Source organism: Sorangium sp. So ce1153, assembly GCF_051521595.1.
GTDB lineage: Bacteria > Myxococcota_A > Polyangia > Polyangiales > Polyangiaceae > Sorangium.
In genome coordinates this window covers 10047722-10069720 of sequence record NZ_CP150361.1, presented here as the reverse complement: position 1 = coordinate 10069720, position 21999 = coordinate 10047722, and the positions used below count along the sequence as shown (strand labels likewise).

General features: G+C 71.8%; 20 protein-coding genes. 11 read left to right on the top strand and 9 right to left on the bottom strand.

The genetic code is table 11. The features are described 5' to 3' along the window. Positions 1-43: 43 nt before the first annotated feature. Together WME85_RS36310 and WME85_RS36305 are read right to left on the bottom strand one after the other, a co-directional pair. Positions 44-895: an RNA polymerase sigma factor gene (locus WME85_RS36310; RefSeq protein ID WP_437827666.1), complete on the bottom strand. Its 852-nt coding sequence runs from the start codon at positions 893-895 to the stop codon at positions 44-46. 128 nt (positions 896-1023) lie between these two features. Then, complete coding sequence (locus WME85_RS36305) at positions 1024-1815, bottom strand: enoyl-CoA hydratase/isomerase family protein (protein WP_437827665.1); 792 nt, start codon at positions 1813-1815, stop codon at positions 1024-1026. A gap of 84 nt (positions 1816-1899) precedes the next feature. Between WME85_RS36305 and WME85_RS36300 the strand changes: the two genes are divergently transcribed. The 5 genes from WME85_RS36300 (at position 1900) to WME85_RS36280 (ending at position 7929) form a co-directional block, all read left to right on the top strand. Continuing rightward, on the top strand, positions 1900-2166 hold the full coding sequence (locus tag WME85_RS36300) for a phosphopantetheine-binding protein (RefSeq protein WP_044989135.1): 267 nt from the start codon (positions 1900-1902) through the stop codon (positions 2164-2166). A gap of 25 nt (positions 2167-2191) precedes the next feature. Beyond that, positions 2192-4507, top strand: coding sequence for a beta-ketoacyl synthase N-terminal-like domain-containing protein (locus WME85_RS36295; protein ID WP_437827664.1), 2316 nt, complete (start codon positions 2192-2194; stop codon positions 4505-4507). Then, entirely contained in the window at positions 4504-5424 is a 921-nt protein-coding gene (locus WME85_RS36290) for a hypothetical protein (protein ID WP_437827663.1), read from the top strand. The genes WME85_RS36295 and WME85_RS36290 overlap by 4 nt, the downstream gene beginning before the upstream one ends. Next, a complete protein-coding gene (locus tag WME85_RS36285) occupies positions 5421-7328 on the top strand; it encodes a beta-ketoacyl synthase N-terminal-like domain-containing protein (RefSeq protein ID WP_437827662.1) in 1908 nt (635 codons plus the stop codon). The genes WME85_RS36290 and WME85_RS36285 overlap by 4 nt, the downstream gene beginning before the upstream one ends. Positions 7329-7443: 115 nt before the next feature. Next, complete coding sequence (locus WME85_RS36280) at positions 7444-7929, top strand: hypothetical protein (protein ID WP_437827661.1); 486 nt, start codon at positions 7444-7446, stop codon at positions 7927-7929. 285 nt (positions 7930-8214) lie between these two features. On the opposite strand, the gene WME85_RS36275 is transcribed toward WME85_RS36280, so the two are convergent. The 4 genes from WME85_RS36275 to asnS all read right to left on the bottom strand — a co-directional run bounded on the left by WME85_RS36275 (position 8215) and on the right by asnS (position 12501). Then, positions 8215-9129 carry a patatin-like phospholipase family protein gene (locus WME85_RS36275; RefSeq protein WP_437303629.1) on the bottom strand — a complete coding sequence of 305 codons (915 nt, stop codon included), beginning with the start codon at positions 9127-9129 and terminating at the stop codon, positions 8215-8217. A gap of 41 nt (positions 9130-9170) precedes the next feature. Continuing rightward, positions 9171-9926 (bottom strand): hypothetical protein, encoded by a 756-nt coding sequence (locus WME85_RS36270; RefSeq protein ID WP_437827660.1) that lies wholly within the window; start codon positions 9924-9926, stop codon positions 9171-9173. Next, positions 9901-10638: a class II glutamine amidotransferase gene (locus WME85_RS36265; protein ID WP_437827659.1), complete on the bottom strand. Its 738-nt coding sequence runs from the start codon at positions 10636-10638 to the stop codon at positions 9901-9903. The genes WME85_RS36270 and WME85_RS36265 overlap by 26 nt, the downstream gene beginning before the upstream one ends. 522 nt (positions 10639-11160) lie before the next feature. Then, complete coding sequence (asnS, locus tag WME85_RS36260) at positions 11161-12501, bottom strand: asparagine--tRNA ligase (protein ID WP_437827658.1); 1341 nt, start codon at positions 12499-12501, stop codon at positions 11161-11163. 76 nt (positions 12502-12577) lie between these two features. Here asnS and WME85_RS36255 point away from each other — a divergent pair, with 76 nt between their 5' ends. Both WME85_RS36255 and WME85_RS36250 read left to right on the top strand, forming a co-directional pair. Next, complete coding sequence (locus tag WME85_RS36255) at positions 12578-13402, top strand: PDZ domain-containing protein (RefSeq protein WP_437827657.1); 825 nt, start codon at positions 12578-12580, stop codon at positions 13400-13402. 16 nt (positions 13403-13418) lie between these two features. Continuing rightward, positions 13419-13946, top strand: coding sequence for a TrmH family RNA methyltransferase (locus WME85_RS36250; protein WP_437827656.1), 528 nt, complete (start codon positions 13419-13421; stop codon positions 13944-13946). A 37-nt stretch (positions 13947-13983) separates the two neighbouring features. On the opposite strand, the gene WME85_RS36245 is transcribed toward WME85_RS36250, so the two are convergent. The 3 genes from WME85_RS36245 to groES form a co-directional block, all read right to left on the bottom strand. Next, positions 13984-14517, bottom strand: coding sequence for a GNAT family N-acetyltransferase (locus tag WME85_RS36245; RefSeq protein WP_437303623.1), 534 nt, complete (start codon positions 14515-14517; stop codon positions 13984-13986). Between the two features lie 135 nt (positions 14518-14652). Then, positions 14653-16281, bottom strand: coding sequence for a chaperonin GroEL (gene groL / locus WME85_RS36240; protein WP_437303622.1), 1629 nt, complete (start codon positions 16279-16281; stop codon positions 14653-14655). A gap of 33 nt (positions 16282-16314) precedes the next feature. Beyond that, positions 16315-16605 carry a co-chaperone GroES gene (groES, locus tag WME85_RS36235; protein ID WP_020738934.1) on the bottom strand — a complete coding sequence of 97 codons (291 nt, stop codon included), beginning with the start codon at positions 16603-16605 and terminating at the stop codon, positions 16315-16317. A gap of 452 nt (positions 16606-17057) precedes the next feature. Here groES and WME85_RS36230 point away from each other — a divergent pair, with 452 nt between their 5' ends. From WME85_RS36230 to WME85_RS36215, 4 genes are all read left to right on the top strand, one after another. Next, positions 17058-17663, top strand: coding sequence for a hypothetical protein (locus WME85_RS36230; RefSeq protein ID WP_437752890.1), 606 nt, complete (start codon positions 17058-17060; stop codon positions 17661-17663). Beyond that, positions 17663-18328: a hypothetical protein gene (locus WME85_RS36225; RefSeq protein WP_437827655.1), complete on the top strand. Its 666-nt coding sequence runs from the start codon at positions 17663-17665 to the stop codon at positions 18326-18328. Before WME85_RS36230 ends, WME85_RS36225 begins: the two co-directional genes overlap by 1 nt. A gap of 165 nt (positions 18329-18493) precedes the next feature. Further along, on the top strand, positions 18494-19669 hold the full coding sequence (locus WME85_RS36220) for a response regulator transcription factor (protein ID WP_437827654.1): 1176 nt from the start codon (positions 18494-18496) through the stop codon (positions 19667-19669). A gap of 335 nt (positions 19670-20004) precedes the next feature. Next, on the top strand, positions 20005-21963 hold the full coding sequence (locus tag WME85_RS36215) for a hypothetical protein (protein WP_437827653.1): 1959 nt from the start codon (positions 20005-20007) through the stop codon (positions 21961-21963). Positions 21964-21999: the final 36 nt, after the last annotated feature.

Genomic DNA, 21999 nt, shown 5'->3' with positions numbered 1-21999 from the left:
CGGCGCTCCGGCGGCGCTCCGGCGGCGCTCCGGCGGAGACTGCTCAGGGGGGAGGCGCCGCCGCGAGGACCTGCGCGCTGGCGCTGGCCGTGTGTGCGCTGGCGATCGCGCGCGTCACGGCGAGCCACAGCCGCTGCCGGACGGTCTCTGGCACCTCGGGGATGAGCCGGGCCGCGCTCAAGAGCGACTCGTCGTCGGCCGCTCCGGAGCGCTCCGCGACGGGGAGCCTCAGGGGATCGCGGAGCGCGCGCCGGTCCTCGGCGTTCATGCGCTTGACCGCCACGCGGAAGTCCTCGCGGGCGAGCCGGAGGCGGTTGCGCACCGTGTTCTCCTTCACGCCGAGGTCGCGCGCGATGTCGGCGGTCGTCATCTCGAGCAGGTCGTGCATGATCAAGACGATGCGCCGGTCGAGCTCGAGCGCTCCGAGCAGTCGGCCGACCAGCTGGCCTCGCTGCTCTCGCGCGAGCAGCTGTTCCGAGCTCAAGCCCGGGTCGGCGAGATCGAACGGCCAGCTCGCCCCGGCGCCAACCGCTATCTCCCGGCGGCGGTGGGCGCGCTCGCGATAGTGGCCGACCTGTCGCCAGGCGATGCCGAACAGCCAGCGCCTGAGGGGCTCGCCGGGCGGGCTGGCGCCATGCGGAGCGCTGCGGGTCGAGCCCGGCTCACGGCCGGACGGGTGATGGCCGGCGCGCGCCCCGTCGGTGCTGCGCCCCGGATCGAAGCCGTCGAGCGCGTTGTAAGCAGCGATCATGACGTCTTGCAGGACGTCGTCGATGTCGCGCTCTGCCACCCCGAGCCAGCGGAGCGCTTGCCGGAGGAACGAGAGGCCAACCGTGTAAACGGTCTCGAAGCTGGGCCGCTCCGGAAGCGGCACGTGCTCAAGAGGCTCTTGCATGCCTGAACTTACGTGCAGCATCCTCCACTGATTTGAGAATCGTCAAGCTACGCGCAGAAAGCCGTTCGCTGGTGATGTAAATTACCATTGCGTGCGCTCGGTCCGGCGCGAGTGTCCGTGCGGCGCGCTCACTTGCCCTGGAACGTCGGCTTCCGCTTCTCCATGTACGCGGCGAGCCCCTCGCGAGCGTCGTCGGACGCGAACAGCTCAGCCTGGAGCTCCCGTTCGAGGGCGAGCCCCTGTTCCAGTCCCACCTCGAAGCCTGTCTGCACGGCGCGCTTGATGCGTCCGACCGCCAGCGCCGCGCGGTCCGGGAGCGTGAAACTGTGACTGTACGCGAGGACCCGGTCCATGAACTCGTCATGGGAGGCCGCCTCCCAGACGTCGTTCACCAGGCCATATCCGAGCGCCGTCTCGAAATCGAACGTCTGCCCCTCGCACATCAGCTGGATCGCTCGCGACTTGCCGATGAGCCTGGCGAGGCGCTGGGTGCCACCCGTGCCCGGCAGTACACCGAGCGTGACCTCCGGGAGGCCGATCTTGCCGGCGCCCTTGCGGGCGATGCGCAGATCGCACGCCATCGCGATCTCGAGGCCGCCGCCTACAGTGTGGCCGTTCAGCGCCGCGATGCAGAGCTTTGGCGTGTGCTCGAGGCGGCTCAACGTCTCGTTCGCGTGCAGACAGAAGTAGTATTTGAACGTCGGGTCCGACTCGCGGAGCATGTTGATGTTCGCTCCGGCGCAGAAGAACTTTTCGCCATGCCCGGTGATGACGATGACATGTACATCGTTGTCGAAGCGGGCCTCGAGGATCGCCGCATCGAGGTCCTTCATCATCTCGTGCGTGTAGCCGTTGACGGGCGGATCATTGAGGGTAAGCAGCGCGACGCCGGCAGAGGTGGCGTAGTCGACGAGAGCCATGCGCGCTCTTTACCAAACCGTCAGAAAAAGCGCTGCCCCCTGGTAGAAAGGCGCGGAATTGTGCTACCCCGCAGGGACGTGCTCATGAACGCGCAGGACGTGCGGCAGAAGTTGAAAGAACTGATGGTCGAGGAGCTGAACCTCGAGGGGAAGACGCCGGCCGACATCGACGACGCCGCGCCGCTGTTCGGCGAGGGGCTCGGCCTCGATTCGCTGGACGCGCTCCAGCTCGCCATGAGCGTGGAGGAGCGCTTCGGCGTCCGGATCCCGGAGGGCGACGAAGCGAGGCCGATCTTCGCGTCGGTGGACGCGCTCGTGGCCCACATCATCAAGTCGACCGCGGCGGCGTGATCGCGCCGCAGAGAGCCGTTCGAGCGTGCGCATCTGGGTGACGGGCATCGGGATCGTCTCGCCGCTGGCGCGCGGGGCGAGGGCGACGATGGACCGGCTCATCGCGGGGGATCGGGCCTTCGCGCCGCTCTCGCTGTTCGAGATCGCGGGGACGCGCGCGCGCATCGCCGCGGAGGTCCGCGACCTGTCGCCCGAGGAGGTGGCTCCCCCGGGCGAGGCGGAGGGGTGGTCTCGAACCGACGCGATGGCCGTGATCTCGGCGCGCGAGGCGCTCGCGCACGCGGGCATCGACCCGAGGGCGATGCCGGTCGACCTGGTGGTCGGCGGGACGACGGCCGGGATGTTCGAGACCGAGGAGCTGCTCGCCTGGCTGTCCCACGATCCCAGCGCGATCGCGCCGCTGAAGCGAATGCTCTCGCACCCGCTCTCGTCGACGGCGGACCACGTGCGCTCCGCGGTCGGCCCGTTCCGGCGGGTGAGGAGCGTCTGCAGCGCCTGCTCGAGCGGCGCGAACGCGGTGCTGCTGGGCGCTGCCTGGCTCCGGGCCGGCCTGTCCACCCGCGTCCTCGCCGGGGGCGCCGACGGCCTGTGCCGGCTGACGTACACCGGCTTCGGCGCGCTCGCGGCCGTCGATCCCGATCCGTGTCGCCCGTTCGATCGGCGGCGCGCCGGGCTGAACCTCGGCGAGGCCGCGGCGTTCCTGGTCCTCGAGCCGGAGGACGCCGCCCGCGCACGCGGGGCAGCGCCGATCGTCGAGCTCCGCGGCTGGGCGACGGGGGCCGAGGCGCATCACATAACGAACCCCGAGCGCGAGGGGCGCACCGCCGCGCGCGTCATGCGCGACGCGCTCCGGTGCGCCGCCCTCACGCCCTCGGACCTCGACTACGTCAACGCGCACGGCACCGCGACGCCGCTGAACGACGTCATGGAGAGCGCCGCCCTGCGCGCCTGCCTCGGCGCCGAGGTGAGCCGCATCGCCGTCTCGTCGTCCAAGGGGCAGATCGGGCATACGCTCGGCGCGGCGGGCGCGGTCGAGGCCGCGATCACCGCCCTCGCCATCGCGCGCGGCGTGATGCCGCCGACCGGCGGGCTCGAGGAGGTCGATCCGGAGTGCCAGCTCCTGCACCTCAAGGAAGCGCGCGAGGCGCCGATCCGCGCGGCGATGTCGAACTCCTTCGGCTTCGGCGGCACGGACAGCGTGCTCGTGTTCGCTCAGCCCGAGCGCTTTCCGCCGCCGCCCGGCGCCGGCAGCGCGCCCCAGCGGCGCCCGGTCGTCGTGACCGCGGCCGCGACGATCGGCCCGCTCGGCGTCCTCTCGTCCCGCGGCGGCGCCGCCTACCTCGAGCCGGGCCCGCCCCCGGCGGAGGGGCCGATCGCCTTCAACACGGGCGCGCACCTCGATCTCGCGCGCGCGAGGCGGCTCGACCGCGCTGGCCGACTGACGACCGCCGCGGTCCTCACGGCGATCTCGGACGCCGGGCTAGGCGCGGCGCCGGTCGACGCCGGCGCGAGCGCGGGCGATCCGGCGGCCGACGCCGCGCCGAGCCGCACGCTTCCCGGCGCCATCGTCGGCGCCTCCTTCGGCAGCGTCGACGCGTCGACCGCGTACATGCGGCGCATCTATGACAAGGGGGCGAAGTACGCGAGCCCCGCCGATTTCCCAAACCTGGTTCCCTCGTCGCCGGTCGGGCACGCTTCCATCTACCTGGGCCTCCGCGGGCCGGTGTTCGCCATGGCCGATCTCGGGGCGACGGCGGAGGCGGCCATGGTCACGGCCATCGAGCTCATCACGGCCGGCGAGGGGGAGGCGCTCGCCGCCGGCAGCGTCGAGGAGGCGAGCCCCATGATCGAGCGCTGCCTGGGCCCGATCTGCTCGGAGGTCGTCAACTGCGGCGTGCGCAGCGAGGGCGCCGCCGTGCTGCTCTTCGAGAGCGCCGCGCGCGTGCGCGAGCGTGGAGGGCGCCCCGTGGCGGCCGTGGCCTGGTGGAGCTCCTGGCGCGGCGACGGCGCGGGGGCGCTCGCGGGAGCACCAGCCCCGGCGCCCCTCGGTTCTCCGGCCGACGCCGCGCCGCGCGCGCAGCCCTGTGTCCCGGCGCCGGCCGCTGTGTTCGTCGGGCGGCAGGAAGAGCGCATCGTCGCCTGCTTGCGCGGCTCGCCGTGGGCCGAGGTGCCGCGCTCCACGCTGGCCTCGCGCGCGGGCGATCACGAGGGTGCCGGCGGGTTCGCTGCTGCCGCGGCGGTCGCGGTGCTCGCGAGCGGCGCCCTCGCGAGCGTGCTCATCCTGGGCGGCGCACCCGACCGCGGATACGCCATCCTGCTGGTCGCTCCCGGCGACGCGTGATCTCGTCGCTGCCTGCGTCCGGCCGTCGCGCGCGCCGCTTCGTGGGCGCCGCGTGCCTCCTGCTCTCGCTCGCAGGCACCTCCGCCTGCGCCGCGGGACACGCGCGGCGAGGCGGCGCGCTCGACGCCGAGCTCGCGCAGATCCTGCCGCGCTCTTCGCCGGGCGCGTCCGCCGCGCGGCTCGACGCGTCCGCGTGGCGCGCGGGGCGCCAGCGCCTCGCCGACCTCCGCCGCGTCGTCGAGGGGGCCGGCCCGCGCACGCTCCGCGTCCGCCTGGCGCTGCGGGAGCCGCGCACGGGCCATGTGCTCGAGGCGCGCGGCGCGATCGCGATCGCCCCGCCGGCGATCGCGACCGACGCGCGCGCGCGCACGGCGGGGAGCGCGTCCCTCGATCCGGAGGGCGCGCTCCGGATGATCCTCCTCGGCCCGGGCGGCACCACCGCGCTCGATCTGTGGGCGCGGGGCGATCGCTTCCGCTTCGCCGTCCCCGCACTCGATCTTCTGAAGCGCGGCGACGCGTCGACGCCGCGCGCGGCGCTCCGCGGCCTGCCGGTAGATTTCCTTCGCTGGTGGATGCTGCACCCGGCCGCGGGGACGCTGCTCTGGTACGAGCGCGCCGCGAGCACCGATTCCTTCGTCCTGCGCGACGGCGACGCCGTGATCGACCTGCGTATCAACGACCGCGGCTTGATCGGCGCGCGCCGCACGACGTGGTCGACCGCGGAGGGCGCGCGCCGGCGCCAGCTCGACGAGGAGGTCGTGATCGCCGAGGGCACCGGCTGCGGCAACGTCCGCTACGCGCAGGCCTCGACCGGGCTGCTGGTCACGGTGATCTGCGAGGCCGAGGAGCGCGATCGCGCTCCGGATCCGCGCGCCTTCGTCGATCCCGACGCGATCCGGCCGGGGGACGGCTCATGAGCGACGCGTGCGTGATCGCCTCGGGGGCCGTCTCCGCGCTCGGCCTCGGGCCTCTCGCCTACCGCGTCCCCGACGCTGGCGAGCCCGCGCCCGTCGCCATCGCGCACGACGCGGAGCTCGCGCGCGCCGGTCTCCAGCGGCCCTTCGCCGCGCGCGCCCCCGCGGAGCTCGGCGTCGCCCCGGCGAGCGACCGTGCCACGGATCTCCTGAAGGCGGCGCTCTCTCAGGCGCTCACCGCGCTGGAGGTCGTGCGCCCGGGCTGGCGCGGTGAGCGCATCGGCATCGCCCTCGGCACCTCCAGCGGCGGCATGCTCACCGCGGAGCGGTTCTTCGCGGCGCGGACCGAGGGCGCCGACGCCAGCTCGCTCGCCGCGCTGGCCTCGGGGGCCACGTATTTCGCGCCGTTCAACGACGCGCTCGCCGCGTTCGGGCTGGAGCGCACCCCCTTGCGCACGCATCTTCTTGCCGCGTGCGCCGCGAGCACCCTGGCGATCGGCCTCGGCCTCCGCTGGCTCGATCGCGACGCGTGCGATCTCGTGCTCGCCGGCGGCTACGACGCGCTCAGCGTCTTCGTCGCTGCCGGCTTCGAGGCGCTCCGCGCGACGACGGCGTCCAGGTCGCGCCCCTTTCGCATCGGCCGCGACGGCATGGCGCTCGGCGAAGGCGCCGCCGTCGTCGCCCTCGTCCGCGAGGATCGTCGCCGGGGTGCCCCGGTGATCGTCCGCGTCGCCGGCTTCGGCGCGTCGACGGACGCGGTGCACATCACCGCCCCGGATCGCACGGGCTCGGGGCTCGCGCGCGCCGGCGCGGCGGCGCTGGCTGACGCTGGCTGGCCTGCCTCGCGCGTCGGCCTCGTCAGCGCCCACGCCACGGCGACGCCCTACAACGACGCGATGGAGTCGCGCGCGATCGCCGCGGTGCTCGCGGCGCCCCGCCCCGGGGAGGGCCCGGGCGGGCTGCCGGGCTCCCCGACTCCGCCGGTGGTCCACCCGTTCAAGGCCCAGATCGGGCACACGCTGGGGGCCGCGGGCGCGCTCGAGACGCTCGCGGCAGCCGCCGCCCTCGCCGCCTCGATCGCGCCGCCGGCGGCGTCCGAAGGCGAGCTCGATCCCGACGCTCCGGTCCACCTGCTCGAGCGCGCCGAGGCACGCCCGCTCTCGGCGGCCCTCAAGCTCTCCGCGGCGTTCGGCGGCGCCAACGCCGCCCTCCTGCTCACTTCCTCGGCGAGCGGTCGCTGCCCGCGGCGCCCCCGTCCCGTGTACGTCCGCGCGCATGCGCGCGTCACGGGCTTCGAGCTCGGACGCCTCGCGGAGGCGACCGGCATCGCGCGCGACCGCCTCGCGCGCCTCGACGCGCTCTGCCGCCTCGGGCTGTCCGCGGTGGCGGCCCTCGCCGCCGCGGTGGGCGCCGACGTCTTGCGGGGCGCCGGCGTCGTCGCTGGCCATGCGCTCGCGACGCTCGACACCAACGAGGTCTACGATGCCCGCCGTCGCGCGCGCGGGGCCCGCTTCGTCGATCCGCGGCTCTTTCCCGCCACGTCGCCGAACGCGATCGCGGGCGAGTGCGCCATCGCCTACCAGCTCACCGGGCCGAGCTTCGCGGTCGGCGCCGGGCTCGGCGGCGCGCTGGAGGCGCTCCGCGCCGCGGCCGAGCTCGTCGCGTCGTCCGACGCGGATCGGATGGTCGTGATCGCGGCCGACGACGCGGGGCCGGTCGCGCGCGAGCTCCTCGGCCTCACCGGCGCGCAGCCCCGCGCGCTCGGCTGCGGCGCCGTCGCCCTTCTCCTCCAGGCGGACCCCGGCGACGCGGGGCCCCTGCGCGAGGTCGACCTCGATCTCCCGGTCGACCATGACGGTCCGGTCGGCCATCTCGCCCTGCTTCGCTGGCTCGAGGCGCGCGGGTAGCCTGTCCGCGCCGTCCGCGGCCGTCTTGATCGCTTCGCTTGCCGATCCGCACCCCGATCTGGCAAGGTCCCCAGCTGGAATCGGCTTCTTCCCCTGAGCGTTGTCCTGCCCGCGTATGCTCTGCCGCAAAACAAAAGCTGTCGCTTCACTCCTCGTCGTTGCTTCGACCGTCCTCGCCGGCTGCGCGACCCACTACATCCCGAACACCGACGTCGAGGACAACGAAGACAACCGCAAGATCATCTCGTTCTGCGAGAAGTATCGAAACGCGGTGGAGAGCAAGAACGTCGGCGCGCTGCTCCAGCTCGCCTCGCCCAAGTACTACGAGGACGGCGGCAACATCGACGCGGCGGACGACCTCGATTACGCCGGCCTGCGCCAGTACCTCACCGGCAAGTTCCAGGACGCGCGCGCGATCCGCTACGAGATCCGCTACCGGCGCGTCCTCAGGGACGATGACGTCATCTACGTCGACTACACCTACAGCGCCAGCTACCGCATCCCGGGCCGCAAGGGCGAAGAGTGGCGCCGCAAGGTGGAGGACAACCGCCTCGAGCTGGTGGAGCACCAGGACGAGTACCGCATCGTCGCAGGGATGTAGCGCGCGGTCGGCCGGCGCGACGGCGCGGGACGCCGTCTCGCGCGCGTCGCGAGCCGCTCGAGCGCAGGGGGAGGCGAGCGAGGCGTGCTGCGGTAGCGCATCGGTCGAGCGCTCGACGCGGCTCGGGCCGCGCGGCAGCTCGTCGGTCCACGTCCAGTCCCGCCCGCCAGAAGTCCGGCCAGGGATGGCCGGACTTCTGCGCCGCTTCGCGGCGGCTTCGCGCGGGCGGGCCTCGCTTTGTTTTCTCGGGGCTTCGCCCCGAACCCCGGCGTCCGCTTCGTGGAACTAGTTGAGCGCGCTCTTCGACGAAGGGGCGTCGAAGACGCCCTTCTCCTTCGCGGCGGCGAGCACGCGGAGCGCCGTCCGGTAGCCGCGCAGGACGAGCGGCTTCGCGGCGAACCGGTTCATGTAGCTGTACCGGCCGATCGCGGGCGCCACGTCCAGGAACGTCACGTTCGGGTAGAGCTTGGAGAGAAGCTCGACGCCGCGGCGCTCCTTCTCGGCCAGGAGGATGCTGAGCGACTGCCGGACGACGCCGAGCGCGCCGCTCCTCGCGATCGACCGCTGCGCCTCGTCGCGCTCCTCGGGACGGTAGATGTTGGAGATGATCACGATGTTCGCGCCGGCGTTCACGGCCACGTCGGCGGAGAGCGTCCTGATCACCTCGCCGCTCAGGTGATAGCGGCCGTTGATGCGGTAGGGCCGGAACAGGCCGGGCACGCAGCAGCTGGCGGCGACGGCCTGGCTGATGGGCGTGGCCTCGTCGTAGCCCGGGCCGAACACGACGCGCTTCGCGCTGTCGACGTCGACCGCTGTCACGTAGACGGCGTGCGGCAGCTGCCGGAAGTCGTTGATCGGCAGCGTCCGGCGCACGTAGCGCTCGAGCCGATCGATCGAGAACACGCCCGAGCAGAGGTACCCCGGATCGAACAGATCGCGCAGCCCGGGCGCCCCGAAGAAGCTCGACACGTGGAGGCGCGGCCCGCGGTGACGTCGCCTCCACGGCAGGCGATAGGCGTCGAGCAGCACATCGAGCGGGATGTCCTGCCCGTACGTCGCGCTGACCAGCGCGCCTGCTCCCGCGCCCACGTAGATCTCTGGATGGATCCCCAGCTCCTCGCAGGCTTTCAGCACGCCGAGGTGCGCCAGGCCCCGCGCCGCCCCCCCGGAGCCAACGAACGCGATCTTGAGGCGGCTCATGGAGCCATGATCTTGTCGGAGATGCGGCACAGGCGCAAAGCCTACTGTAGCTGGAAGTCCTCGAGCAGCCGATAGATCCGGAATCGCGGGCCGTCTCGCCGCAGCCACACGACGATCTCGTCGCCGAGCAGCCGGTCGGCCGCGATCCGCGCGGTCATGATCGGCACCCGGATCACGATGTCCTGGTCGTCGAGCGTCTCCGGCTGGATCGCGGGGTGGTGCGGCGCCGCGAGCACGTCCTCTGCCCGGAAGATCTGGACCTCCGACTCCCGGTAGATCGGCTCTCCAGCGAGCTTCCCGTACTCGAGCCGCCGGAAGCGCTGCTCCCACCACGTCCCCGCGCTCGGCGGCTGCCCTTGCCCGCCGGATCCGGTCTGGATCGCGAGGGCATCGCGCGTCAGCAGCTCGCTGAACGCCTCGCTGTCCTCGGCGATCACCCGCTTGAAGAACTCGGCCACGACGTCCAGCGCCAGGCCGACGCCAAGGGGCGTCCGGAGCGTGACGACGCTGTCCCGGGCGTCGGCTTGATTCACCGGCTGCGGAGGGGTGCTCGCCGGATCGATCGCCACGCCGTCGGGGCGTCGGCGCGCGTCGGGCAGCGCGGAGGCGGCGGGAAACGACGCCGAGCCCCCGAGCGCGCACCCCAGCAGGAGCGACGAGCCGAGGAGCGCGGCGAGGAGCAGCGAGGGAGGCGGAGGCGGCGCTTGCGAGGTGTCTGGGGCGCCGGCCGGCGATGGGCGCGCCCGCGTCCCGTGCGGGCAGCGGCGGCGTTCAGATCGGCTCGATCGCTGGCTCATCGGCGCGGGTGAACGTCACGATCGCACGCTCACCGACGTGGGTCCATCCCGCGGGGGCCTGGTCGTCGTCGAAGTCCGACGCGACGAGCGTCAGCCGGCTCGCGGCGTAGTCGGGCATTCGCATTCGACCCAGGCCGCCGTCGCTCAGCAGCCGCTCCATGTCGTCGCTGCCCTGGTAGATGCGGTACGCCATCGGCGTGCCGCCGTGAGCCACGAGCAGGTACTCCGGGTTCGTGACCACGATGTTCATCGCGCTCGGCCCCGCCCCTTCCTCCGCGCAGAGCCGGTCGACGAGCGCGATCGAGGACCGGAGGGCCGCCCGCGCGCTCGCCGCGTCCACGGTCGGCCGATCGAGCTGGTTGCTGTCATGGAGGAAGGACAGGAACAGGTGGAAGAGGAGCTCGCTGTCCGTCTCGCCGCGGACGTCCCGCGCGAGGAACTGCGGCAGCGAGTCGCTGAGCTGGGTCCGCAGCCGGGCGAACCCTTCGACCGTGCCCGTATGGGCGAACAGCCACTGCCGGTAACGGAAGGGGTGCGTGTTCTCGGTCCGCAGGCTGCCGACCGTCGCAGCCCGGACATGCGCCACGAGGATGTCGGCGCGCACGTCCTTCGTCATGTCGCCCAGGCTGATCTCGGGACGATCGTCGATCGGTCGGCGCTTGAGGAGAATCTCTCCTCCCTGGTAGAACCCGACTCCCCAGCCAGGGATCACACCCTCCCTTCGGCGAACCGTGAGGGCACGACCTTCAAGCTCGATCGCACGCGCGCCGAGATCCGGACGGTTACCGATGAAGCCGACGAGACGAGCCATAGCTTTGTCCTCGCGAGTTGGGTCGGGGGGCGGGGGCCGTGTCCGGCTCGCCGGTAGAGCGCTCCCTCATCTGCAAGCAGGGGTGGCTCCGTCGGTCGGCCGCGTGAGCGTGGGTCGCGGGTTGCGCCCTATGCTTTCTTGATACGACAGAGTCGACCTGCAAGCGGAGCAAAAACGGATCCCCGGCGCCGCCGCCAGCTGCGGGCACGGGTTGACCACACCGCCCGCGGAGCGTTGCGCTGCTCGCCGCGGGTCGCGTTATCTCTCACTCACACTCCACCCACGTCGGTCTCCTGCGCTCGGGCAGCGGCTAACCTCGCTTGCTCCACGCGTCGGCCCATCGCGTCGACGCTGTGGCGCATCGCGCCGTGGCCCGCGCCGCGAGCGGTGACCTAGCACCTGGCGGGGCTCTGACGCGCGGCACTAGGGCGAGAGCCGGTTCAGCATGCGCGGGAACGGGATCGTCTCGCGCACGTGGGGCAAGCCGCAGATCCAGGCGACGCTCCGCTCGACGCCCAGCCCGAAGCCCGCATGCGGGAAGGTGCCATACCGGCGCAGATCCAGGTACCAGCTGAACGCCTCGGGGGGCAGCTTGTGCGCCTCGATTGCCCGCTCGAGCGTGGCGAGATCGTCCTCGCGCTGCCCGCCGCCGATCACCTCGCCGTAGCCCTCCGGCGCCAGGACGTCGACGCAGAGGGCGAGCCGGGCGTCCGTCGGATCGCGCTTCATGTAGAAGGCTTTCACCTCGGCCGGATAGCGGTGGATCATGACAGGGCGATCGTACCGGCTGGAGATGATCGTCTCGTCCTCCCCGCCGAGGTCCTCGCCCCACGGGAAGTCTGGAACTCCAGCATCTCCCGCCGTCTTGCGCTTCTCCGCGCGCGACTCGTTCAGGATGGCGACGGCCTCGTCGTAACGGATGCGCGGGAACGGCTTCTTGACCGCCTCGAGCTTCCCGACGTCGCGCTCGAGCACGGCGAGCTCGGGGCGGCGCCGCTCGAGGACGCGCTCGACGATGAAGCAGAGGAAATCCTCGGCGAGGTCCATGTCGCCATCGAGGTCCATGAACGCGACCTCGGGCTCGACCATCCAGAACTCGGCCAGGTGGCGGCGGGTCTTCGACTTCTCCGCGCGGAACGTCGGCCCGAAGCAGTACGCCTTGCCGAACGCGGCGGCCGCCGCCTCCATGTAGAGCTGCCCGGACTGGGTGAGGTACGCCTTGTCGCCGTGGTAGTCGGTCTGGAACAGCGTGCTCGTCCCCTCGCACGCGTTCGGCGTGAAGATGGGCGCGTCGACGAGCGTGAACCCTCGCCCGTCGAAGAAGTCGCGGATGGCCTGGATGATGGTGTGACGCACGCGCAAGATCGCGTGCTGCCGCCTCGAGCGCAGCCAGAGGTGGCGGTGATCCATGAGGAAGTCGGTCCCGTGCTCCTTCGGCGAGATGGGATACTCTCCGCTGGTCGGGCCGAGCAGGCGGAAGCCGGACGCGACGACCTCGAAGACCCCGGCGCGCTTCGGGTGCGCCTTCACCTCGCCCGTGACCTCGAGCACGCTCTCCTGCGTGACCTTGTCGGCGGCGGCGAAGAGCTCCTCGCCGACGTCGCTCTTCGCCATCACGCACTGGACGGTGCCGAAGCCGTCGCGCAGCTCGAGGAAGTGGAGCTTGCCGCTCGAGCGCTTGTTGTAGAGCCATCCGCGGAGCGCGACAGTGCCGCCGACATGCGCGCTGAGGTCGCTGGTAGCGATGACGGGCGTGTCCTGCATGGGAGCCCGAAATAGCACGGTTTAGTTGCGGCTGACGCCGGCTACGGCCAAAAATGGCGCCATCTTGGTCCGCCGAATGCGTCGCGCGCTCCGCCCGCCTGCGTCCCTCATGCTGCTCGCCGCAGGGGGCTTGCTGCTCGCCGCAGGCGGCTGCTCGGCCCTCTTTCCGGAGCTCGAGTCCAGGCTCCACGCGCCCCCGGAAGGGCAGGAGCTCCACCCCCCTCCGCCCGAGGACGTCCGCTGGCTCCGCGTCCTCTCGGCGCGGATCCCGGAGCGCACGCGGGACGGTCGGGCCTGGGATCCCGATGTCGTCGGCCTCCCGGACCCTTATGTCCGCGTCCTGGTCAACGACGTGGAGCTCTTCCGGACCGCCGTGCAGTCGGACACCCTGGAGCCGACCTGGCCCGGCGGTCCCAGCGGAAATTTCCACGTCTCGCCGGAGGACCGGCTCCGGGTGGAAGTCTGGGAGTCGGACCCGCTCGTCGACAAGCCCATCGGGCTGCACGACATCGGCCGCCCCACCGATTCGCAGCGCGCCGCCGGCGAGATCCAGGTCGATCTGGACGCGGGCGGCTCCCTCACGCTGGCGTTCCAGCCGGCCCATGCCCGGGTCGGCCTCGGCCTCTGGTACCAGCTCTACTCGGGCTCCGCGTTCGTCTCGCGGACCGAGGAGGGCGGGCCCGCCGAGCGCGCCGGGCTCCGCAAGGGCGACGAGGTGCTCGAGATCGCGGGGCGGCCCGTGCGGCGCATGTCCGTGGCCGAGATCCGGGGCACGCTCGACGCCGTGCCGCGCGGCGGGCTCGTGCTCGTGGTCAAGCACGCCACGGGCGCGACCGAGCGGATCCGGGTCCACGCGGGGCCCGTCTACCCGCTGTTCGAGCGCTACGGCGCCGTCGAGTAAGGGGAGCCAGCGCGCCGTGAAGATCCCGCCGTTCGGGCTCACCACCCGGGAGATCCGCGAAGAGCTCGCGCCGCTGCGGAACGACTTCTCGATCGCCGTCTGCCGCGCGAAGAACCCGTTCAACATCGGCGCGATCATCCGCGTCGCGCACTCGTTCCTGGTGCGGGAGATCTTCCTGATCGGGACCGAGCCCTTTTACGAGCGCGCCTCGATGGGCATGCAGAAGTACGAGACCATCGTCGAGTGCCCCGACGAGGCGACCTTCCTCGAGGCGGCGCGCGGCCGCCCGCTCATCGGCGTCGAGCGCGACCACGCGCGGCGGACCCTCTGGGAGGCGCCGCTGCCCCACGGGCTCGTCTTCCTCTTCGGCAGCGAGGACGACGGGCTGCCGCAGGCGCTGCTCGACGCGTGCGAGGACGTGATCGCGATCCCCATGTACGGGATCAACCACTCGTACCCGGTGGCGATCGCCGCGGGCATGACCATGTGCGAGTGGGCGCGGCGGCGCGACCCGCGCGGCGGCGTGATCCGCGCCGGAGGGTGATGCGCGCCGCCCGCTGCCGTTGGGGGGCGCGGGGTCGCTACTCGCGGAAGCGCTCGAATACGAGGAGCTCGCCGAGGAGATCGTGATCGAGCGTCCCGGCAGGGCGCATCCCGAGCTTCTCGATCACCCGGAGCGAGGCGCGGTGCCAGGCGGGCGTGGTGGCGATCACGCGCGTCACGCTCGACTGCTGCAGCGTCCAGTGCAGGACCGCGCGCGACCCCTCGGTCGCGTAGCCCTGCCCCTGGGACTTGCCCTCGACGCCGTAGCCGATCTCCACGGTGCCGGCCGCGTCGGGCCGGCCATTCAGCACCACGCTGCCGACGACGACGCGCGCTTCTTGCCCGCGCGTCACCATCAGCCGCGTGCCCCACAGGAAGGCGTCGGGATCCTCGCGCAGCCGCTCGAGCGGCGAGCTGAAGGCGCGCTCGACGAGCGCGCGTCCAGGCCATGCGTCGGGGAAGCGCGCGCCGGAGAGCGCCTCGGCCTCCAGGCGATCGCCGCGGATGACCGCCTCGAGCAAGGGCAGCGAGACCGGGGTGAGCTCTAGGCGCTCGGTAGTCAGGGTGCTCATCGCGAACCTGCGGCGGATCAGATCACGCGTTGCGGCCTGCCGGAAGCCGAAATGGCGAAGGGCCGACTTCCCCGGGAGGAAGCCGGCCCTCGCCCGGCTGGCCTGGCGCTCAGCGGTCAGCGCCGCGCGCCGCGATCAGAAGTCGTGACCGTGGCCCGCGTGGCCGCCACCGGCCGCCGCCTTCTCCTCCTTCGGCCGCTCGGCGATGAGCGCCTCGGTGGTGAGCATCAGGCTGGCGACGCTGGCCGCGTTCTGGAGCGCCGACCGGACGACCTTGGCCGGGTCGATGACGCCCATCTCGAGCAGGTTGCCGTAGTCGCCCGAAGCCGCGTTGTAGCCGAACGACTCCTTGCCCTCGCGCACCTTCTGCACGACGATCGAGCCCTCTTCCCCGGCGTTGGCCGAGATCTGGCGGAGGGGCTCCTCGATGGCGCGGCGGATGATGTTCACGCCGAACCGCTGCTCGTCGTTGACCTGGAGCTTCTCGAGCGAGCTCTGCGCGCGGATGAGCGCCACGCCGCCGCCCGGGACGATGCCCTCCTCGACGGCCGCGCGGGTCGCGTGGAGCGCGTCCTCGACGCGAGCCTTCTTCTCCTTCATCTCGGTCTCGGTCGCGGCGCCGACCTTGACCACCGCGACGCCGCCCACGAGCTTCGCGAGCCGCTCCTGGAGCTTCTCGCGGTCGTAGTCGCTCGTCGTGTTCTCGATCTGCGCGCGGATCTCCTGCTGCCGGGCCTTGATCTTGTCCTTCTTGCCCTGGCCGCCGACGATCGTGGTGTTGTCCTTGTCGATGATGACCGTCTTGGCGCGGCCGAGATCGCTGATCGTGACGTTCTCGAGCTTGAGGCCGAGCTCCTCCGCGATCACCTGGCCGTCCGTCAGGGTCGCGATGTCCTTCAGCATCTCCTTGCGGCGGTCGCCGAAGCCCGGCGCCTTCACGGCCGCGCAGTGCAGCGTGCCGCGGAGCTTGTTCACGACGAGGGTCGCGAGCGCCTCGCCCTCGACGTCCTCGGCGATGATGAGGAGCTGCTTCTGGCTCTTGGCGATCGCCTCGAGCACCGGGAGCAGGTCCTTCATGTTGGAGATCTTCTTCTCCGAGATGAGGATGTACGCGTCCTCGAGGTTCGCCTTCATCGCCTCGGGATCGGTCACGAAGTACGGCGAGAGGTAGCCGCGGTCGAACTGCATGCCCTCGACCACGTCGAGCGTCGTGTCGGCGCTCTTCGCCTCCTCGACCGTGATCACGCCCTCCTTGCCGACCTTCTCCATCGCGTCGGCGAGGAGCTTGCCGATCGTCTCGTCGCCGTTCGCGCTGATCGTGCCGACCTGCGCGATTTCCCGCGCGTCCTTGGTCTGCTTGGCGGAGCCGCGGAGGTGCTCGACGATCGCCTCGACCGCCTTGTCGATGCCGCGCTTGATCTCCATCGGGTTGTGGCCCGCCGCGACGAGCTTGGAGCCCTCGCGGTAGATCGCCTGCGCGAGCACGGTCGCGGTGGTCGTCCCGTCGCCGGCGATGTCGCTCGTCTTCGAGGCGACCTCGCGGACCATCTGGGCGCCCATGTTCTCGAAGCGGTTCTCGAGCTCGATCTCCTTGGCGACGGTCACGCCGTCCTTGGTGACCGTCGGCGAGCCGAAGCTCTTCTCGATGACGACGTTGCGCCCCTTCGGGCCGAGCGTGACCTTGACCGCGTCGGCGAGGGCGTTGACGCCCGCGAGGATGCTGCTGCGGGCGGACTCGTTGTAGATGATCTCTTTGGCTGCCATGGTGTCTCTCCTAAGTTCCTGCTGTCGCCCGCGTCACTTCTCGATCACGCCGAGGATGTCGTCCTCGCGGAGGATGAGGTGCTCCTCGCCGTCGATCTTCACCTCGGTGCCCGAGTACTTGCCGAAGAGGACGCGATCGCCCTCCTTGACGTCGAGCTTGCGCACGGTACCGTCCTCGCCGACCTTGCCGTTGCCGACGGCGATGACCGTGCCTTCGATCGGCTTCTCCTTCGCCGTGTCCGGGATGTAGAGACCCCCCTTGGTCTTCTCTTCTTCCTTCACGCGCTGAACGATCACGCGGTCCTGGAGCGGTCGAATCTTCATCTTGACGAATCCTCCGGGGACGAGCGCCGCGTCCCACGAGACGGCGGGACCCCAGCGGCCTGAACAAGAGGTCGCGAGGTCCCGTACGATTGCAGCCTGGGCACTTTGCTAGCACTCGCTTCTGACGAGTGCTAGCGGGCGGCGCGGAAGATAGCCACCCCCCAGAGGGTGTCAAGCGCGGCCCGGACCGGTACTTTGCGCGTTAGCAGCCAGGCGCTGGGGTGGCTGTAAGTCCCGAAGATCGCAAGGAAAGTGCGCGGCGTGTGGCTGGGCTCGCCGAGGTGCGTCCGCTAGAGTGACTTTATGAGGGCGGAACTGCGGCAGCACAGCGAAGCGACGCCCTCACGGTCTCCAGCCCGAGGGAGGCCGACAGGACGTGTCTGGTTGACCTGAGCGCGCGGTGGCCCGGGTTACGTCGGTATCCAGGGCGCCCGCGCATGTGAGGTGCGCCCGTGAGCCAAGCGATCTCTGTGTCCCCGAGCATGACCCGCTACTTCCAGGAGGTTGTGGACGAGGCGCTCCGAGTTCGGAACGTCGCCGCGACCGAGGCGGCGTCGAGTTACCTGGTCGGTCTGCTTTGTGCCTTCGCTCACCCGGACGAGCACGCCGAGTCTGCCTTCAACCAGCCCCTGACCTTTCTGCTGCGCGATGCCCTGGAGGCCTCCGGCGCCGAGCGCTTCCGGCGGCTGCGCAACCTCGGCGACGGCGTGCTCTACGTGGTCGGCTTCTTCGGCGGCCACATCGAGCTCAAGGGGATCGATCGCGGTTACGTGGTCGGGGTCGGCTCGACCGCCTACCACCATGCCGCCGCTATGCTGCGCCTCAACGCGCGCGTCGGCCAGGGGCCCGATGTTCTTTCGGAGATGGCGGAGAAGTTCGAGCGCTTCGCGAGCGTCCTGAACGATGTGGCCGACGGTACGCTCGCGTCCGGCGCGCGCGACGAGCGGTCGGTGCTCCGGCTGTACGAGCGCTGGCTCCGCACCGGCTCCAGCCGCCTCGCCGATGAGCTCGGGGCACGAGGGCTCGTGCCGAGCCGTGGGACTGGCGGGCTCAACTGATGCAGGGCGCGACCTTTCCCGCCAGGATCCAGCAGCAGCTCGCGCTGACCTACGCGCTCGACGACGCGCCCGCCGTCGACGACTTCATCCGGCCGACGGACGGCAGCGCGCGCGAAGCGCTGCTGATCCGGCACGGGGACGGAGACATCGAGGTGGCGCTGCACCTGCCCCGCCGCGCGATCGCGCGGGGGCGAGAGGGGACGTTCGACGAGATCTGCCAGATCGTCGAGGGCGTGAGCCACTTCCTCTATGTGGCCGAGCGGGCGCGCCGGGAGCTCCCGGCGACCCAGCTCGAGCTCGAGCTCCAGGCCGAGGTCGACAAGTACGTGATGCTCGTCCACGGCGGTCTGGCCGAGGAGGTCGAGCTTCCGGGCCCGCCGCTCCGGCGCCGCGACGAGGGCGCTCCGCCGGGGCGACAGCGCTTCGAGCCCGAGCGCGCGGCGCAGATCCGCGCCCACCTCTTCGAGCGGGTCACCTTCATGGATCCCCCGGGCACGGAGACCGGCGATCGCTACCGGATCGCGAACGAGCTGGCGGCGCGGTTCGCGGGCAGGCTCGAGGCCGAGTTTGCCCGCCGCGGGCGACACGCGGAGCTGCTGGCCGCGCTGCGACGCTTCTACGCGGCGGGGCAGACGGAAAAGATCGCCCTCGCGCGCGCGGCTTGATCGCGCCACTCAAGCCAGACGAGCGCTCGGCGTCCGCGTCGTGGGGGGCGGATGGCGCCGGGCGCGCGTCGCGCCCACGACGCGCGGCGCCGCGGCCGCGACGCGCGGCGCTGAATCGTTCTCTCTTGACCAGTTCGCGCGCACGTACTCTCATCCGCATCCACGATGCCTTCCGCGAGCATGACGCCGCCCCGTGTACTGGTGGCTGAAGACGAACCGGCGATGTTGAGCCTTGTTGCGCGTCACCTGAGGAACATGGGTTTCTCGGTGATCGAGGCCTCCGAGGGCGATGCCGCCTGGGACCTCGCGCGCGAGCACCGGCCGGACCTGGTGATCCTCGACGTGATGATGCCCGGCATGAGCGGCTGGGAGATCTGCAAGAGGCTGAAGGGCGACACCTCCGACGGGCGTCCCTTCGCGAACACCGGCGTCATCATGCTCACCGGGATCGGTGAGAACCTGAACGAGATGACCTCACCGCTCTTCGCGGCGGACGCCTGGCTGAACAAGCCGTTCGATTTCGCAGACCTCGATGCGCGGGTGCGCGAGACGCTCGCGCGCTACGCGAAGCAGCTGCCTGGAACGAACGGCGGCAAGGGCCAGGCGAGCGCCGAGGGCGAGGAGCGCGAAGCCGCCTCGCAGCCGTCGCCGCGCGCGCAGCAGTCCTCCGGGGCGCGCGCGTCGGGGGCGAAGAGGTCGGCGGCGAACGGTGCCGCGGCGAGCAAGGCCGCGGCGCCGAAGCCGGCGGCGGCGAAGAAGGCCGCGGCGCCGAAGCCGGCGGCGGCGAAGAAGGCCGCGGCGCCGAAGCCGGCGGCGGCGAGCAAGGCCGCGGCGCCGAAGCCGGCGGCGCCGAAGCCGGCGGCGGCGAAGAAGGGCGCGGCGCCGAAGCCGGCGGCGGCGAAGAAGGGCGCGGCGCCGAAGCCGGCGGCGGCGAGCAAGGCCGCAGCGCCGAAGCCGGCGGCGGCGAAGAAGGGCGCGGCGCCGAAGCCGGCGGCGGCGAGCAAGGCCGCGGCAGCGAAGAAGGGCGCGGCGCCGAAGCCGGCGGCGGCGAGCAAGGCCGCGGCGCCGAAGCCGGCCGCGAAGCCGGCCGCGGCGGCGAAGAAGGGCGCGGCGCCGAAGGCGGCGGCGGCGAGCAAGGCCGCGGCGCCGAAGCCGGCCGCGAAGCCGGCCGCGCCGAAGAAGACCGCGGCGAAGTCGGCCGCCCCGCAGAAGTCGGCCGCCCCGCAGAAGCCGGCCGCCCCGCAGAAGCCGGCCGCCCCGCAAAGATCGGCTGCAAAGCCCGCCGCGGCGAAGAAGGCAGCCGCCACGAAGGCGGCACCCAAGAAGAAGACGGCGAAGTGATCCAACCCGGGCCCGCGCTGTACGCGGCGCCCGGTCACGTCGTTTCCACACCACACACGTGCTCGGCCGCCACAGTCGAGGTGCAGGGACACCGCCGGTCAGAGCGCGCGGCGAGGGCCGTCGCACGTCAGCGGCGCTGCGCATCCATGCCCTCGGTCCGCTGACGTCAGAAGTCGCCCTGCGCGGGAATCGTCGGGGATCGCCGCGCGTCATGCCTCGCACGCCGCGCGCTCGTCTCCCAGGAACTTTCGGGCGCGTGACCCGTCAGCGGGTACAATGCTGCGACGTTTCCACTTCGAAGGCCCCCGCGGGGGGCGTCCGGAGCGCTGAGCACCGTGAGCGACTCTCGCACGAAGCACCTGGACCGCATCCGCAGCGCCGCGTTGGCTGTCGAGCTGAGGCTCCGGTTCGGGCGCGCGCTGCGCGCTCTGCCGAGCGCGCTGACGCTCGCGCTGGCGGTCGCTGCCGGGACGCTCGCGGTCCACAAGGCGCTGCCGGCGCACCTCGGCGAGCAGCGCGCGCGGCAGCTCCTCCTCGGCGCCGGGCTGCTCGTGCTGGCCACGCTCGTCGTGGCGATGCTGCGCCGCCTGCCTCCCCGCGCCGGCACGATGGCGCTCGACCGGCACCACGGCCTCCAGGACAGGCTGACCAACGCCCTCGCCTTCGAGGCGCTGCCCGCGGCGCAGCGGACCCCGCTGATGGAGGCCGCCATCGACGACGCCTGCGAGCACGCCGGCGGGCTGCGCCCCGCGGGCGCCGCGCCGCTCGCCGTCCCGCGCGAGCTCCTGGCCTCGGCCGCGGTGGGCCTCGGCGTGCTCGCGGTGGCGCTGCTCGAGGTGCGCACCCCGCGCAGGCCGGCGCCCGTCGCGCAGACCATCGACGCGCTCACCATGTCGCCCGACGACATCGAGCTCTTCAAGGATGCGGCGAAGGCGCTCGATCGGCAGGACCAGAGCCCGGAGATGAAGTCCGCGGTCGAGCGGTTCAACCAGCTCATCGAGGACATCGCGAACAAGCGCCTCGACCGGACCGAGGCGTTCCGCCGGATGGAGGCGCTCGAGCGCGAGCTCCTCAAGGGGGCCGAGGCCGACCTGAAGGCGCTCGAAGAGGAGCTGAAGGAGACCGGGATCGACCTCAAGAAGAGCGATCTGGCGAAGGGCGTCGGGGAGTCTCTCGAGAAGAAGGACCTCGAGAAGGCGAAGAAGGACCTGAAGGAGCTCGCCGAGAAGCTCCGCGACAAGAAGCAGAAGTTCGACAAGGCCGAGATCGAGCGGCTGCGCAAGGCGCTGGCCGAGGCGGCCTCGCGCCGCAAGGAGGCCCTCGCCGCGATCAACGAGAAGCGGGCCGAGGCGCGCGAGCAGCTCCTCAAGCAGAAGCAGAAGGCCTCGACGAGCGATCAGCAGAAGGCCGAAGAGGAGCGGCTGCTCAAGAAGAAGGAGCGCGAGCTGGAGCGGCTCGACCGGGAGGCCGAGCAGAAGGAGCGGACCGGGCGCCAGCTCGATCGGCTCGACCGGGAGCTCGCCAAGGCTGCCGAGGACCTGATGCGGGATCTCGGGATGTCGGCGGACGATCTCGAGCAGGCTGCCGAGGACATCAACCGGATGCAGCAGGAGGAGATGTCCGAGCAGGAGAAGGAAGAGCTCCGCCAGCGGCTCGAGGAGCTCCGGGAGCTTGTGCGCCAGCAGGGCCAGGGGGGCAAGCAGCGGATGGCGAGGATGCTCCGCTTCGGCAAGCGCGCGCGCGGCAGCCAGGGCGGCGGCGACGAGCAGCAGGGGCAGGGGCAGGGGCAAGAGGGCCAGCAGGGCCAGGACCGGCAGGGCGACGGCGAGCAGGAAGGCCAGAACGGCCAGCAAGGCCAGGGCAAGGGCGGGCAGGGCCAGGGCCAGGAGCTGGTGATCGGGCCGGGCGGCAAGAAGATCATGATGCCGGGCGGGCAGGGCCAGGGGCAGGGGCAGGACGGGCAGGGGAGCGGCCAGGGCAACAGCAACGGCGGCAACCAGCCCGGCGGCGACGGCGCCGGCTCCGGCCGCGGCGGCGAGGTCGCGGGCAAGCGCACGGACCCGAAGATGGGGACGCAGGACGTCCAGGCGCAGGGGCTCGACACGCAGGAGGGGCCCTCGAACAGCGAGGTCATCCTCAGCGCCGCCGAGCGGGGCTTCAAGGGGACCGGCTACAAGAAGGTCTTCACCGACTATCACACCGTCGCAGAGCAGCAGATCAACAAGGACCAGATCCCTGATGGCTACAGGTTCTACGTGAACCGGTATTTCCAGCTCATCAGGCCGCGCGAGTGAGTCGAGCCGGCGGCTCGAACGCGACCGCGCCTCCAC

Coding starts and splice junctions, on each gene's coding strand:
- WME85_RS36300 (WP_044989135.1), top strand. CDS start 1,900: ATGAACGCGCAGGACGTGCGGCAGAAGTTGAAAGAACTGATGGTCGAG.
- WME85_RS36220 (WP_437827654.1), top strand. CDS start 18,494: ATGCCTTCCGCGAGCATGACGCCGCCCCGTGTACTGGTGGCTGAAGAC.
- WME85_RS36285 (WP_437827662.1), top strand. CDS start 5,421: ATGAGCGACGCGTGCGTGATCGCCTCGGGGGCCGTCTCCGCGCTCGGC.
- WME85_RS36305 (WP_437827665.1), bottom strand. CDS start 1,815: ATGGCTCTCGTCGACTACGCCACCTCTGCCGGCGTCGCGCTGCTTACC.
- asnS (WP_437827658.1), bottom strand. CDS start 12,501: ATGCAGGACACGCCCGTCATCGCTACCAGCGACCTCAGCGCGCATGTC.
- WME85_RS36280 (WP_437827661.1), top strand. CDS start 7,444: ATGCTCTGCCGCAAAACAAAAGCTGTCGCTTCACTCCTCGTCGTTGCT.
- WME85_RS36255 (WP_437827657.1), top strand. CDS start 12,578: ATGCGTCGCGCGCTCCGCCCGCCTGCGTCCCTCATGCTGCTCGCCGCA.
- WME85_RS36275 (WP_437303629.1), bottom strand. CDS start 9,129: ATGAGCCGCCTCAAGATCGCGTTCGTTGGCTCCGGGGGGGCGGCGCGG.
- groL (WP_437303622.1), bottom strand. CDS start 16,281: ATGGCAGCCAAAGAGATCATCTACAACGAGTCCGCCCGCAGCAGCATC.
- groES (WP_020738934.1), bottom strand. CDS start 16,605: ATGAAGATTCGACCGCTCCAGGACCGCGTGATCGTTCAGCGCGTGAAG.
- WME85_RS36245 (WP_437303623.1), bottom strand. CDS start 14,517: ATGAGCACCCTGACTACCGAGCGCCTAGAGCTCACCCCGGTCTCGCTG.
- WME85_RS36270 (WP_437827660.1), bottom strand. CDS start 9,926: ATGAGCCAGCGATCGAGCCGATCTGAACGCCGCCGCTGCCCGCACGGG.
- WME85_RS36225 (WP_437827655.1), top strand. CDS start 17,663: ATGCAGGGCGCGACCTTTCCCGCCAGGATCCAGCAGCAGCTCGCGCTG.
- WME85_RS36310 (WP_437827666.1), bottom strand. CDS start 895: ATGCAAGAGCCTCTTGAGCACGTGCCGCTTCCGGAGCGGCCCAGCTTC.